This is a genomic window from Sphingomonas sp. Ag1 (genome assembly GCF_000980895.1).
In the GTDB taxonomy this organism is placed as follows: Bacteria; Pseudomonadota; Alphaproteobacteria; order Sphingomonadales; family Sphingomonadaceae; genus Sphingomonas; species Sphingomonas panaciterrae.
The window spans coordinates 61,144-74,142 of record NZ_LAZX01000094.1 but is presented as its reverse complement, the minus strand read 5'-3'; the positions used below and the strand labels follow the sequence as shown (position 1 = coordinate 74,142).

14 protein-coding genes and 1 tRNA gene are annotated in these 12,999 nt (G+C 68.9%); 3 read left to right on the top strand and 12 right to left on the bottom strand.

All coding sequences use genetic code 11. The annotated features are described in order from the left end of the window. Nucleotides 1–5 precede the first annotated feature (5 nt). The 4 genes from purU to hemW all read right to left on the bottom strand — a co-directional run bounded on the left by purU (nt 6) and on the right by hemW (nt 4,095). Nucleotides 6–851, bottom strand: coding sequence for a formyltetrahydrofolate deformylase (purU, locus tag XM50_RS13220; RefSeq protein ID WP_046410150.1), 846 nt, complete (start codon nt 849–851; stop codon nt 6–8). Beyond that, complete coding sequence (locus XM50_RS13215; protein WP_052742571.1) at nt 848–1,312, bottom strand: hypothetical protein; 465 nt, start codon at nt 1,310–1,312, stop codon at nt 848–850. Before XM50_RS13215 ends, purU begins: the two co-directional genes overlap by 4 nt. A gap of 6 nt (nt 1,313–1,318) precedes the next feature. Further along, complete coding sequence (locus XM50_RS13210) at nt 1,319–2,851, bottom strand: CoA-acylating methylmalonate-semialdehyde dehydrogenase (RefSeq protein ID WP_046410149.1); 1,533 nt, start codon at nt 2,849–2,851, stop codon at nt 1,319–1,321. A gap of 89 nt (nt 2,852–2,940) precedes the next feature. Beyond that, nucleotides 2,941–4,095, bottom strand: coding sequence for a radical SAM family heme chaperone HemW (gene hemW / locus XM50_RS13205; RefSeq protein WP_046411649.1), 1,155 nt, complete (start codon nt 4,093–4,095; stop codon nt 2,941–2,943). Between the two features lie 12 nt (nt 4,096–4,107). Between hemW and XM50_RS13200 the strand changes: the two genes are divergently transcribed. After that, the gene (locus tag XM50_RS13200) at nt 4,108–4,671 is read left to right on the top strand and encodes a CAP domain-containing protein (RefSeq protein WP_046410147.1); all 564 of its coding nucleotides are present in this window, start codon (nt 4,108–4,110) and stop codon (nt 4,669–4,671) included. 20 nt (nt 4,672–4,691) lie between these two features. Here XM50_RS13200 and rdgB read toward each other — a convergent pair whose 3' ends face one another. Continuing rightward, nucleotides 4,692–5,318: an RdgB/HAM1 family non-canonical purine NTP pyrophosphatase gene (gene rdgB, locus XM50_RS13195; RefSeq protein ID WP_046410146.1), complete on the bottom strand. Its 627-nt coding sequence runs from the start codon at nt 5,316–5,318 to the stop codon at nt 4,692–4,694. Next, the gene (gene rph / locus XM50_RS13190; protein WP_046411647.1) at nt 5,315–6,031 is read right to left on the bottom strand and encodes a ribonuclease PH; all 717 of its coding nucleotides are present in this window, start codon (nt 6,029–6,031) and stop codon (nt 5,315–5,317) included. Before rph ends, rdgB begins: the two co-directional genes overlap by 4 nt. Before the next feature lie 156 nt (nt 6,032–6,187). On the opposite strand from rph, the gene hrcA reads away from it, so the two are divergent. Together hrcA and grpE are read left to right on the top strand one after the other, a co-directional pair. Beyond that, on the top strand, nt 6,188–7,231 hold the full coding sequence (hrcA, locus tag XM50_RS13185; protein WP_197075554.1) for a heat-inducible transcriptional repressor HrcA: 1,044 nt from the start codon (nt 6,188–6,190) through the stop codon (nt 7,229–7,231). 25 nt (nt 7,232–7,256) lie between these two features. Beyond that, a complete protein-coding gene (grpE, locus tag XM50_RS13180; RefSeq protein WP_046410144.1) occupies nt 7,257–7,802 on the top strand; it encodes a nucleotide exchange factor GrpE in 546 nt (181 codons plus the stop codon). A 40-nt stretch (nt 7,803–7,842) separates the two neighbouring features. Here the strand turns inward: grpE and XM50_RS13175 are convergent, their stop codons facing one another. From XM50_RS13175 to recJ, 6 genes are all read right to left on the bottom strand, one after another. After that, on the bottom strand, nt 7,843–8,841 hold the full coding sequence (locus XM50_RS13175; RefSeq protein WP_046410143.1) for a biotin-dependent carboxyltransferase family protein: 999 nt from the start codon (nt 8,839–8,841) through the stop codon (nt 7,843–7,845). Continuing rightward, entirely contained in the window at nt 8,838–9,503 is a 666-nt protein-coding gene (locus XM50_RS13170) for a 5-oxoprolinase subunit B family protein (RefSeq protein ID WP_046410141.1), read from the bottom strand. The genes XM50_RS13175 and XM50_RS13170 overlap by 4 nt, the downstream gene beginning before the upstream one ends. After that, nucleotides 9,500–10,267, bottom strand: coding sequence for a LamB/YcsF family protein (locus tag XM50_RS13165; protein ID WP_082103060.1), 768 nt, complete (start codon nt 10,265–10,267; stop codon nt 9,500–9,502). The genes XM50_RS13170 and XM50_RS13165 overlap by 4 nt, the downstream gene beginning before the upstream one ends. Nucleotides 10,268–10,313: 46 nt before the next feature. Next, on the bottom strand, nt 10,314–11,069 hold the full coding sequence (locus XM50_RS13160; RefSeq protein WP_046410139.1) for an SDR family NAD(P)-dependent oxidoreductase: 756 nt from the start codon (nt 11,067–11,069) through the stop codon (nt 10,314–10,316). Nucleotides 11,070–11,123: 54 nt separating this feature from the next. Next, nucleotides 11,124–11,198: transfer RNA gene (locus XM50_RS13155), tRNA-Glu, on the bottom strand. Between the two features lie 51 nt (nt 11,199–11,249). Then, a complete protein-coding gene (gene recJ, locus XM50_RS13150; protein ID WP_046410138.1) occupies nt 11,250–12,995 on the bottom strand; it encodes a single-stranded-DNA-specific exonuclease RecJ in 1,746 nt (581 codons plus the stop codon). Between the last annotated feature and the right edge of the window lie 4 nt (nt 12,996–12,999).

Sequence of the window (12,999 nt, the reverse complement as noted above, 5' to 3'; positions counted from 1 at the left end):
CGGCTCTAGCGAAAGACAACGGTGCGTGCACCATTGCGCAGGACGCGGCGCTCCGCGATCCAGCGAACCGCCCGCGCGAGCACCTGCGCCTCGATATCGCGCCCGATGCCGATCAGTTCCTCCACGGTCGCACGATGGTCGACGCGCTCCGCCGCCTGTTCGATGATCGGCCCTTCATCGAGGTCGGTGGTGACGTAATGCGCCGTCGCACCGATCAGCTTCACCCCGCGCGCATGCGCCTGGTGATAGGGCTTGGCCCCCTTGAAGCTCGGCAGGAAGCTGTGGTGGATGTTGACGCAGCGCCCGGCGACCTTGGCCACCAGGTCCGCCGACAGGATCTGCATGTAACGCGCCAGCACCAGTAGCTCGGCCCCGCTGCGCTCGAACAGGTCGAACAGCGCCTGTTCCTGCTCCGCGCGGTTGGCGGCCGATACCGGCAGGTGATGGAACGGCAGGCCATGCCATTCCGCCAGCCCCTGCAACGTCGTGTGGTTGGACACCACGCCGACCGGCTCGATCGGCAGCGCGCCGATCGACCAGCGGTGCAGCAGGTCGTTCAGGCAGTGCGAGGTGTTGGAACAGGCGATCAGCACCTTGGGGCGATGATCGGCCGGCACCAGCGTCCAGTCGAACCCGAACCGCGCCGCGACGCGCGACAGCCCCTCTCGGCAGTCCGGCCCGCGAAACACCAGCCGCATGAAGAAGCGGCCGCTCTCAAGATCGGCATATTGCTGGCTGTCGAGGATGAAGCCATCAGCCTCCGCCACGCAGCCGGCGACCGCGGCCACGATCCCGCCGCGGTCCTCGCAGGAAAAGGTCAGGATCCAGCCTGTCGCGCTTCCCCCGCTCATGCGCCGCACCGCGTATATTGCAGCTTGCGACCGTCGACGAGGCGCGTCAGCGTGACGCCATCCTCACCGAGGATCAGGGGTGTTTCCTGCGTCCACTCCTGCCCCTCGCCGGTGAAGGTCAGCGTCACGCGGACCTCCGTCGGGGAGATCGCCTGAAGACCGCGCACCGCGGCGCGCGATTCGTAGAAGGTCAGGAGGTCCGGCGCGATCACCATCAGCCCGGCATTGTTCCCGGCCGTGCCCGTGCAATCCTCCGCCGTCAGGCCCCAGCGCCCGATGAAGGGCTGGGGCAGACGGTTCACCGGCGGCTTGATCTCGACGGGAACGATCGCAGCGATATTGTCGACCGCCACGATGTTCTCCGCCGCTTCCAGCGCATTGTTGCCGATCTCCTCGACCGGCGTGCCGCAGGCGGCGAGTGACGCCGCGGCTGCGGCAGCAAACAGGAAGTTACGCGCCAAGGTACCTCAGCCCATCGTCGGGATAACGAACGCATCCTGCACGCGCGACGGGCCGCCGTCCTCGCTGCCGCGCGGCAGATCAGCGGAGCCGTCCGGCCAGCGCTGGGTCACGGTCTTCACCTTGGTCCAGAACTTCACGCCTTCCATGCCGTGCTGGTTGGTGTCGCCATAGGCGGACCTCTTCCACCCGCCAAAGGTGTGATAGGCGACCGGCACCGGGATCGGCACGTTGATGCCCACCATGCCGACATTGACGCGCGCCGCAAACTCGCGCGCGGCATGGCCGTTGCGGGTGAAGATCGCGACGCCATTGCCGTATTGATGATCGCTCGGCAGGCGAAGCGCGGTCTCGAAGTCAGGCGCGCGGACGATCTGCAGCACCGGGCCGAAGATTTCCTCCTGATAGCTCTTCATCTGCGGCGTCACCCGGTCGAACAGCGACGGGCCGACGAAGAACCCGTCCTCATGCCCCTGCAGCGTGAAGCCGCGGCCGTCGACGACCAGCTCCGCGCCCTCGTCGACGCCGGTCTGGATCCACTGTTCGACGCGCTGCTTGTGCGCGGCGTTGATGACCGGGCCGTAATGCGCCTCCGCATCGGTCGACACGCCAACACGCAGCTTCTCGATCGCGGGGATCAGCTTCTCGCGCAGCGCATCGGCGGTCTTGTCGCCGATCGGCACCACCACCGGCAGCGCCATGCAGCGTTCGCCAGCCGAGCCGAACGCCGCGCCCGACAGGTCGGCGACCACCTGGTCGAGGTCAGCGTCGGGCATGACGATGCCGTGGTTCTTCGCGCCGCCCATCGCCTGCACGCGCTTGCCCGCCGCGACACCGCGCCGATAGACGTAATGCGCGATGTCGGACGATCCGACGAAGCTGACCGCGCCGATCGCCGGATGATCGAGGATCGCGTCGACCATCTCCTTGTCGCCGTTGACGACCTGGAAAATGCCCTCCGGCATTCCCGCCTCGCGCATCAGCTCGGCAAGGCGCACCGGCACCGACGGGTCACGCTCCGACGGCTTCAGGATGAAGGCATTGCCGCAGGCGGTGGCGACCGCGCCCATCCACAAGGGGATCATCGCCGGGAAGTTGAACGGCGTGATGCCGGCACCGATGCCGATCGGCTGGCGCATCGAATAGACGTCGATGCCCGGCCCCGCGCCCTGGGTGAACTCACCCTTCAGCACATGCGGGATGCCGCAGGCGAATTCGACCACTTCCAGCCCGCGCTGAATATCGCCCTTGGAATCGGCGATCACCTTGCCGTGCTCGGACGACAGCAGATGCGCCAGCTCGTTCATGTTCGCCTCGACCAGCGCCTTGAACGCGAACATCACGCGCGCGCGGCGCTGCGGGTTGGTCGCGGCCCAGGCCGGCTGCGCTGCCTCGGCGGCCGCGACCGCCCGGTCGAGATCAGCCTGCGTGCCCAGTGTCACCTGCGCCTGAACGCGCCCGGTATTGGGGTCGAACACCTCCGACACGCGCCCGCCGGCGCCACCCTGATGGCCGACGATGTGATGGTCGATGACGCGCATGATACTCTCCATTGTTCCGCCGAGCCTTTAGCGTCGGCGCCTCCGCACCGACAACCCATCGCTTGCAATCTGGACGCGCCGCCGCCTGGTCAGGCAGGCGCGGAGTCGCGCACCACTTCCGGCAGGATCGCGTCGAGCAGCAGCATCCCCTGCTCGCTCACCGTCAGGCGGCTGCCGTCGAGCCGGATCAGTTCGGGCAGCCGAGCGATCGCGGCGAGATCGACGATGTCGGCCATGCCCCGCCCGGCGAGCGCCGCGATCCGCGCGAGATCCACGCCTTCGCGCAGCCGCAGCCCCATCAGCAACGCCTCCGACGCCTGCGTCGCCGGGGCCAGCGGCTCCTCCGCCTCCATCCCGTGCCCGTTGCGCTCGATCGCGGTCAGCCAGTTCTCCGGCTTCTTGCGCCGCACGGTGGCGAGCCCCTGCCGCCGGCCATGCGCCCCCGGGCCGACCCCGGCATAGGTCTGGTAGCGCCAATAGGCCAGATTGTGCCGGCTCTCCGCACCCGGCCGGGCATGGTTGCTGATCTCATAGGCCGGCAGGCCCGCCGCCGCGGTGATCGCGCGCGTCATCTCGAACAGGTCCGCCGCATCGTCGCCATCAGGGATCGTCAGCCGTCCCGCCGCCGCCTCGGTGGCGAAGCGCGTGCCCGGCTCGATCGTCAGCTGGTACAGCGACAGATGCTCGGTCCCGAACGACAAGGCACGGCGAAGCTCCGCCTCCCATTGCGCCAGCGTCTGCTCGGGCCGGGCATAGATCAGGTCGAAGCTGACGCGCGGGAACACCGATTGCGCGATGTCGAGCGCGCCCAGCCCCTCCGCCACGTCATGCGCGCGCCCCAGGAAATGAAGCGCCGCGTCGTCCAGCGCCTGCAGCCCCAGCGACACGCGATTGATGCCCGCCACCGCCAGATCGGCGAAGCACGCCGCCTCGACCGACGACGGGTTCGCCTCCAGCGTAATCTCGATCCCCTCGTCGAACCCCCAGTGCCGCTCCGCCGCGTCGAGCAAAGCGGCAACGGTGGAGGGCGGCATCAGCGAGGGCGTGCCGCCACCAAAGAAGATCGAGCGCAGCTTGCGCCCCGGCAGCACCGCGGCCTCGTGCGCGAGGTCGATCAGCAGCGCCTCGCGCCACTTCTCCTGGTCGACGGCGGCGCGCACATGGCTGTTGAAGTCACAATAGGGGCATTTGGAGACGCAGAACGGCCAATGAATGTAGAGCGCCAGGGCATTGTCGAAGGGCATGGTGCCGCCGATATGGCCGCGATGCTCCTCCGACGCCACCTCGCCGCGCTCGTTCTTTTTCTTTCCGGGTGCGCGCAAGGCCCCGAACGGGTGTATGAGGAGAAGGTGTCCGAGGCGCCCGCCCCCCGCGGCAGCGCGTTGCTGCGCGAGGTCATGCTATCGGCGCACAATCGCGCGCGGGCTGAGGTGGGCGTGCCCCCGCTCACCTGGGATCCGGCGCTGGCCGCATCGGCCGGTCGCTATGCGCGTGAACTGGCGCGCACCCGCCGCTTCGCCCACGCACCGCAGCCGCAGGGCATGACGCGTGAGGGGGAAAATCTGTGGACCGGCACGCGCGGCGCCTATCGCTTCGACGAAATGTCCGGGCATTGGGTGGCCGAGCAGCGCTATTTCGTGAACGGCGTCACGCCCGCGTTCAGCCGCACGGGCAAGTGGCGTGACGTGTCGCATTATACCCAGATCATCTGGCGCAACACGACGCGCGTCGGCTGCGCGATCGCGTCCAACCGGCGCGACGATTATCTGGTTTGCCGGTACAGCCCACCCGGCAACGTGGTGGGCCAGCGCACGCTCTGACGCGCGCCGGCCCGCCATTGTCAGAAAATGGCGGCAACCATCTGGCGGAACGCATCGGCGCGGTGGCTGATGGCGTGCTTCGCCTCTTCCTCCATCTCGCCGAACGTCAGGTCATGTCCGTCGGGCAGGAACATCGGATCATAGCCGAACCCCTTGGTCCCGCGCGGCGGCCAGACGAGCGTGCCGTCGACGCGCCCCTCGAACCATTCGACATGGCCGTCGGGCCAGGCCAGCGCCAGCGCGCAGACGAAATGCGCGTCGCGCGGCGCATCCTCGATCTCCGACACGCGCGCGTGGACTCGGCGCATCGCCTCGCCGAAATCCTTCGTCTCGCCCGCCCAGCGCGCGGAGAAGATCCCCGGCTCGCCGTTCAGCGCATCGACGCAGATGCCGCTGTCATCGGCCAGCGCCGGAAGGCCCGACAGGTCGGCCGCCGCCTGCGCCTTCAGCTCGGCATTCATGACGAATGTCGTGCCGGTCTCTTCCGGCTCGGGGAGGTCGAGCTCGGCGGCCGACACCACTTCCAGGCCGTGCCCTGCCAGCAGGGCCGCGATCTCGCGCACCTTGCCGGGATTGTGGCTGGCGATCACCAGCTTGTCGGGCTGCAGCTTGCGGATCGCCTGCGGCTCGTTCCCCTCGCCGCTCATGCGCCGATCGCCCGATCCTGCGCGGCGAAGATCTCGTTGCAACCGATCCGGGCGAGCCGCAGCAGGCGCAGCAGCGCTTCCTCGTCATAGGTCGCATGTTCGGCGGTCGCCTGCGCTTCCGCGATATGCCCGTTCTGCAGCAGCACGAAATTGGCGTCCGCGTCCGCGTTCGAATCCTCGTCATAATCGAGGTCGAGCACCGGCTGCCCCTGGAAGATGCCGCAGCTCACCGCCGCGACCTTCTGGGAAATCGGGTCCTTCTCGATCTTGCCCGCCGCCATCAGGCTGTTCACCGCCATGCGCAGCGCGACCCACGCGCCGGAAATCGACGCCGTCCGCGTGCCGCCATCCGCCTGGATCACGTCGCAATCCAGCACGATCTGCCGCTCGCCGAGCGCCTGCATGTCGGTGACGGCGCGCAGCGAACGGCCGATCAGCCGCTGGATTTCCTGCGTCCGGCCGGACTGCTTGCCCTTGGCCGCCTCGCGGCTGCCGCGGGTGTGGGTGGCGCGCGGCAACATGCCATATTCCGCCGTCACCCAGCCCTGGCCCTTGCCGCGAAGGAACGGCGGCACGCGCTCCTCGACGCTGGCGGTGACCAGCACCTTGGTGTCGCCGAAACCGATCAGCACCGACCCTTCGGCATGACGGGTGAAGTTCGGCTCGATGGTGATGGCGCGCATCTGGTCGGGCGCACGGCCGCTGGGACGCATGATCATTATTCTCCGCAGATCATCCGACACCATCTGCATGGGCGCTGGTTTCCGGGAGGAAGGCGACCATCGGCAAATGTCATCAGGATGTTGATGTGCAACCGCGGTAGCCGCTTGGCAATTGTCGCGCCAGCCTGTCTTCCCTAGATTTGCGTTGTGAGTGCATCCCCTCCCATCGCCGAATTGTCGGATCGTGCGCGCGACATCTTCCGCCGCGTGGTCGACGGCTATCTCCACAGCGGCCAGCCGGTCGGATCGAAGACGCTGGCGCAGGCCGGGCTCAACCTCTCGCCCGCCTCCATCCGCAGCGTCCTCGCCCAGCTTGAGGAGGCCGGGCTGCTGGCCGCGCCGCATACCTCGGCCGGGCGGATGCCGACCGATCTTGGACTGCGCCTGTTCGTCGACGGCATGATGCAGGCGCTGGAGCCATCGGCCGAGGAGCGCGCGACGATCGAGGCGCGCGCCGGTCTCGGCGGCCCGGTTGAGGAGGCGCTGGCCGCGACCACCGCCGCCCTGTCGGGGCTGTCGGCCTGCGCCGGGCTGGTCATGGTGCCCAAGCGGGAACAGGTGCTGCGCTCGATCGGCTTCGTGCCGCTGTCCCACGGTCAGGCGCTGGCGGTCCTCGTCAGTGAGGATGGCGCGGTCGAGAACCGCGTCATCGACCTGCCGCCGGGCGTCGGGCCCGCCGCGCTGATCGAGGCGGGCAATTACATGTCCGCCACGCTGTCGGGGCTGACGCTGGCGGCGGCGCGGGCGCGGATCGACCAGGAACTGGCGCGGGACCGCGCGGCGCTCGACAGCGCGGCCCGCACCCTGATCGAACGCGGCATCGCGGTGTGGAGCGAAGACGGCGAACGCCGGCCGGTGCTGATCGTGCGCGGCCAAGGCCGGCTGCTCGACGATGCCGCCGCCGCCGATCTCGACCGGGTGCGCGACCTGCTCGACGATCTCGACGGCAAGCAGGAAATCGCCGCGCTGCTCGATTCCGCTCGCGCGGGCGATGCGACCCGCATCTTCATCGGCGCGGAGAACAAGCTTTTCGCGCTGTCCGGCTCCTCCGTGATCGCAAAGCCCTTCCGTGGCAGCGACGGGCGCGTGGTCGGCGTGGTGGGGGTGATTGGCCCCACGCGGTTGAACTACGCCCGCGTCGTGCCCATGGTGGATTTTACGGCAGCAACGCTCGCTCGCCTGATGGGTTGAGCAGCCAGATGATGACAGGGAAACAATGACCGACACGCAAAGCAACACGCCGGCCGAAGATCTGCGCGAGGAAACCGCTGCGGAGGCACCGGAAGTCGCCGAGCATGATCGCACGGCCGAGCTGGAGAGCCAGCTGGCGGAGGCGAAGCAGCAGACGCTGTACGCGCAGGCCGAGATCCAGAACGTGCGCCGCCGTGCCGAAAAGGACGTGGCCGATGCCCGCGCCTATGCCGCGACCAACTTCGCGCGCGACGTGCTGAGCGTCAACGACAACCTCGAACGCGCTTTGTCGTCGATCCCCGCCGAATTGCGCGAGGATGAGCGGGTGAAAGGGCTGATCGCCGGGATCGAGGCGACCGGGCGTGAACTGGTCAACGTGTTCCAGCGCAACGGCCTGACCCGGATCGAGGCGATGGGCCAGCCGCTCGACCCCAACCGGCACCAGGCGATGATCGAAGTGCCTTCGGACGCGGAGCCGGGCACGATCGTGCAGGAAATGCAGTCGGGCTGGATGATCCGCGACCGGCTGCTGCGCCCCTCGCTTGTCGGCGTCGCCAAGAAGCCGGCCTGAGCTCCCGGCCCCCGCGGCCTGCCTGCCGTCAGGCGGGCCGCTACCGGCTGGTGCCCTGCCGCACCGCCATGCCGTCGACCAGATTGGCCAACATCAATGGCGCGCGCTGGCGCACGCCCGCCGCAATTTCCTTCAGCCACGCCTGATCGCGTGACGCCGCGGCTCGGGTCGCGGCAATCGCCTCGGCCGCGCTGACCAGCTCGAACCGCACCGCCTCGCCGGGGGGCAGCTGGGCGAGCGCATCGATATCCGGCTCTATCACCACCGCGATGCGCGGGTAGCCGCCCGTCGTCTGATGGTCGGCAGTCAGCAGGCTGACCCGCCCCTCGCCATCAATCTGTAGCGCGCCGCGCACCGCCGGCCCGCTCGGCATGTCGATCCGCAGCGGCTGGAGCGCCGGCCCGTCGAGCCCCCGCCCCATGCGATCGAAGCGGCTCGTCGCGACAAAGCTGGCCGACGTCAGCAGCGCGAGCGCCTGCTGGCCAAAATGATCCTGCTGGGGGCCGAGCACCGCGCGAAAAAGGCCGCGCACAGGCCGATCCGGCGGCGCCGGCAACATCGCAAAGGCCAGGTTTTCGCGCGCCTGCGTGATTTCCACCACGTCGCCCGCGCCCAGCCGCCCCCCGCCCAGCCCCGCGATCAGATGCGTCGACTGGCTGCCGAGCCACGACGGCGCCCGCAGCGTTCCGGCGAAGGCAACATAGCCCCAGCACGCCTGCTCGACCCGCACGACGCATGTCGCCCCCTGCGGCAACGTGAAGCGGCTCCATCCCCCAAGATCGACCCCGTTGACGGTGGTTCGCGCAGCGCCGGTGACCGCCACGGCGACAGCGCCCTCCTCGCACATGACCGTCACGCCACCCGGCGCGACCTCGATGCCGCTGGTACTGCCTCCGCACGCCGCCATCCCAGCGGCAAAGGCGCGCCGGTCGACCGGTCCCGAGGGCGGCACGCCGAAGCGGCGCCAGCCGGGCCGGCCGCCATCCTGCACACTGGTCATCGGGCCGGCATCAACGATCCTGAGACGCGCCCGGCTCACCCGAACATATCCCCGTGAACCCGCGTGAAGCGCACCCGATCGCCGGGGTCGAACAGGAACGGGCGCTCGGCATCGGCATCCAGCACGCGCACCGCTGTGCGCCCGATCACCCACCAGCCGGTCGGCATCGGCAGCGTCGTGATCAGGCATTGCGCGCCCGCGATCATGACGCTTCCCACCGGATAGCCGCGTACCGCAGCTGGCTTGCGCGGCAGGTGAATCGCATCGGGCACCCCGCCGAGATAGGCATATCCCGGGGCGAAGCCGTACATGTACACTCGGTAGTCGCCCGCCAGATGCTGCTCGATCAGCGCCTCCGGCGTAATTCGCAGCGCCTCGGCCGCCGCCGCGAGGTCGGGTGCCGCCTTCCCATCATAGCAGACCGGCACGTCATGGACGCGGGGCGGCGCCGCCAGCCTCTCTGCGTTCGTCACCAGCCGGAGTGCATGGCGCCCCACCGCTTCGTGGTCCGTCACCAGCGGATCGAACACCAGCAGGAGGCTGGCGTACGCCGGCACCGTCTCACACAGGCCCGCCGGGGGATCGGCCTGCACGGCCTGATCGAGCGCCACGACATCGGCATAGACCGCATCGTCGATAGTTTCGCCGAAGTCGACCAGCAGCGCCGCCGCACCCGCCGGCCGAAGCACCGGGCTCGTCATGCGTCGTGCACGAAGGAGGTGATCGCGATGCCGTGTTCGCTCAGCGCCGCGCGGATCGACCGGGCCATGTCCACCGCGGCGGGATTGTCGCCGTGCACGCAGATCGAATCCGCCTGTAGCGGGACCTGCCCGCCATCGACGGTGAGCATGGCGCCAGTTTCGAGGAAGCGCAGCAAGCGATCGGTCGCCTCCGCCGGATCGTGAATGATCGCGCCGGGCTGATCACGCGGCACCAGCAGGCCGGCCGCGGTGTAGCCGCGATCGGCGTAGATCTCACGGTACACCGTCATGCCGAGCGCACGGGTCGCGAGCTCAAGCTGCGTGCCCGCGATGGCGAGGATGCCGAGCTGCGGATCGATCGCCTGAACCGACCGCGCGATGGCATCGGCCACGTCGCGCTCCACCGCCGCGACATTGGCGAGTGCGCCATGCGGCTTCACATAGCGGACGCGATGCCCAGCGAGCGCACCGATCGCCACCAGCGACCCTACCTGCGCGGCGACGAAACGAGTGATCTCCTCAGGCGGCGCGATCAGCCGACGACGACCAAAGCCGGCCATGTCGGGGTAACTTGGATGCGCGCCGACGACGACCCGCCGATCGCGCGCCATCTCCAGCGTGCGGAACATAGTCTCCGGGTCGCTTGCATGGCCGCCACAGGCGACATTGGCACTGGTGACGAGCGACAGCATCGCCGCATCATCGCCCATCGTCCAGGGGCCGAAACCTTCCCCCAGATCGGCATTCAGATCAATCGTCCGCACCGCGCCTGCTTACGCGTCCAGCATCGGATTGTCGAAGCCGCGTGGTTCAGAGTGACTGGCCGTCGTCGATGTCGATCACCGACCCGGTCACCATCGCGCTCGCGTCCGAGGCGAAATACAGCAGCTGGGGGTCGAGGACGTCGATCGGCATGAAGCGGCGGCGATGCCAGCCCGCGACCTGCCGGGCGCCGCCCTCGGTCTCGAACCAGTCGCCGGCGATCTCGGTCTGGATATAGCCGGGCTGAAGCACGTTCACGTTGATGCCCAGCCGCACCCATTCGCGCGCCAGATTGCGGCCGAGATGCGCGACGGCCGCCTTCGACGCGGCATAGGCGCTGTCGCCATGGCCGGTGACGTGCGCGGTGATCGACCCGATCAGCACGATGCGGCCGCGGCCACTCTCACGCGAGCCGGCGGCGATCATCCGCCGCGCCCCCTCTCGCGCGGTCAGCAGCACGCCGGTGAAATTGGTATCGATCGTCTGGCGCAGCTTGTCCGCGGGGATGTCGATCGCGCGGCCACCATTGGCAACACCGGCATTGGCGACAACCGTGTCGATCGCGCCGAAATGCGCTTCGGCGGCATCATAAGCGGCGGTGATGGAGGCTTCATCCAGGACATCGATGGCGACCGGCAAGGCACGATCCCCGAGCCGGTCGGCAAGGTCGCGCACCCGATCGACACGGCGCGCGCCGATCACGACCCGCGCACCCGCAGCAACGAAGATTTCAGCGAAGTGAGCGCCCAGGCCCGACGATGCGCCGGTAATCAGCGCGGTGCGCCCCGTGAGATCGAAACTCATCTCGCCCCTCCTGACGCCCATCATGGCGCCAGTCCGGCGAAGCGGGCTTTTAGCTGGTGACCCCTACGGGACTCGAACCCGTGTTTCAGCCGTGAAAGGGCCGCGTCCTAACCACTAGACGAAGGGGCCAGCGAGGGGGCTGCTAGAGGGGCCAAAGCCGGCTGTCAACGCCCCGATGCATCAATCTGCCCATGCAGCATCATCAATATGCAATTCTGCGGCAGGCCGCTGCGCCCAGTCATCCACCTTGGCGCGCCCGGCGAGCCACAAGCGACGGTGCGAGGGCGCGCCGAGCAATGCGGCGCCGAGCGCGGTATCCGCCGCGCGGAACGCCATCGCCTTCAGGCTGCGCCCGTCATCCCCGGCGACGATCGCACGGACATGGCCGTTACCGACGACATCGACGCGTACCGGGCGGACGCGGCCGATGGCGACACGCGGGCTCGGCCACCCGGCGCCATAGGGCCCGCCCGCCTCCAGCGCATGGACCAGGTCGGGCGTCACCCCGCCGGGGGCGTGAACCGAATCAACCAGCAGCGCGCGGTCAGCCACGGCCGCGGCGATCCGGTCGCGCAGCAATTCTTCGAGGAAGTCGGCAAAGGCGGGAATCTGGTCCGCCGCAATCGTCAGCCCGGCTGCCATGGCATGGCCGCCGCCAGCGACGATCAGCCCGGCCTCCTTCGCGGCGTGGATGGCCTGCCCCAGATCGACGCCGGTGATCGAGCGTCCGGAGCCCTTGCCGACGCCGTTCTCGTCGATGGCGATGACGATCGCTGGCTGACCCAGTTTCTCCTTCAGGCGGCCAGCGACGATGCCGATGACGCCGGGGTGCCAGCCGACACCCGCGACGACGGTCATGCTGCGGCCCGCGGCGCACATCGTCTCGGCCTCTGCCTGAACCGCCGCCTCGATCGCGCGGCGCTCCTCGTTCAGCCGGTCGAGCTCAGCGGCGATCCCGCGTGCCTCCGCCGGATCGTTGGTGGTGAGCAAGCGCACGCCAAGATCTGCTCGCCCCACCCGGCCACCCGCGTTGATGCGCGGTCCGAGGGCAAAGCCAAGATCGGTCGCGGTCGGTGCGCGGGTCAGCCGCGAAGCCTCGATCAGCGCGGCGAGGCCGATGTTGCGCCTGCCGGCCATGACCTTCAGCCCCTGCGCGACGAACGCCCGGTTCAGCCCGCGCAATTGCGCGACATCGGCGACGGTGCCCAATGCGACGAGATCGAGCAGGTCGAGCAGCCGCGGCTCTGCGCGGGCGGCGAAATAGCCGCGCCCGCGCAGAACGCGGAGCAGCGCTGCACCGAGGAGGAAGGCGACGCCGACCGCTGCCAGATGGCCGTGTGCGGCCCCTTCCCCTTCGTCGAGGCGGTTGGGGTTCACCACGGCATGCGCCAGCGGCAGCTCGCTCGAACATTGGTGATGATCGACGACGATCACATCCACGGGGACGGCGTGGGCGGCAGCAAGCGCGTCAAACGCCTGCGCGCCGCAATCCACCGTCACGATCAGCGACGCGCCTTCGTGCGCCAGCCGGGTCATGGCCGCGACGGTGGGGCCATATCCTTCCGTCATCCGGTCGGGAATATAGACCCGCGCCCCGATACCGAGCTGACGCAGGAGGATGAGCATAAGCGCGGAGGAGGTCGCGCCATCCACGTCATAATCGCCGAAGATGGCGATGCTCTCGCCGCGCTCGACCGCATCAGCCAGCCGCATTGCCGCCGTGTCCATGTCGCGGAAGATCGACGGGTCAGGCATGAACGCGCGGATCGAGGGCGCGCGATGATCATCGAGCGCCTCGGGCGGACACCCCCGCGCCAGCAGCAGTTGGGTGACGAGATCGGTGGGGGCAAGATCCTCCGCCGCGGTCGCGCGCCAGCGCCACGGCTGGCCCAGGATCGAGCGTTCGACACCCAGCACATGTCTCATGACG

What these genes read in the sequence shown, in the direction of transcription:
- rdgB (WP_046410146.1), bottom strand. Translation starts at nt 5,318, where the DNA reads ATGAGCGGCGAGGGGAACGAGCCGCAGGCGATCCGCAAGCTGCAGCCC.
- XM50_RS13200 (WP_046410147.1), top strand. Translation starts at nt 4,108, where the DNA reads ATGGCCGCGATGCTCCTCCGACGCCACCTCGCCGCGCTCGTTCTTTTT.
- XM50_RS13170 (WP_046410141.1), bottom strand. Translation starts at nt 9,503, where the DNA reads ATGACGAGCCCGGTGCTTCGGCCGGCGGGTGCGGCGGCGCTGCTGGTC.
- purU (WP_046410150.1), bottom strand. Translation starts at nt 851, where the DNA reads ATGAGCGGGGGAAGCGCGACAGGCTGGATCCTGACCTTTTCCTGCGAG.
- recJ (WP_046410138.1), bottom strand. Translation starts at nt 12,995, where the DNA reads ATGAGACATGTGCTGGGTGTCGAACGCTCGATCCTGGGCCAGCCGTGG.
- XM50_RS13160 (WP_046410139.1), bottom strand. Translation starts at nt 11,069, where the DNA reads ATGAGTTTCGATCTCACGGGGCGCACCGCGCTGATTACCGGCGCATCG.
- grpE (WP_046410144.1), top strand. Translation starts at nt 7,257, where the DNA reads ATGACCGACACGCAAAGCAACACGCCGGCCGAAGATCTGCGCGAGGAA.
- XM50_RS13210 (WP_046410149.1), bottom strand. Translation starts at nt 2,851, where the DNA reads ATGCGCGTCATCGACCATCACATCGTCGGCCATCAGGGTGGCGCCGGC.
- rph (WP_046411647.1), bottom strand. Translation starts at nt 6,031, where the DNA reads ATGCGTCCCAGCGGCCGTGCGCCCGACCAGATGCGCGCCATCACCATC.
- hemW (WP_046411649.1), bottom strand. Translation starts at nt 4,095, where the DNA reads ATGCCCTTCGACAATGCCCTGGCGCTCTACATTCATTGGCCGTTCTGC.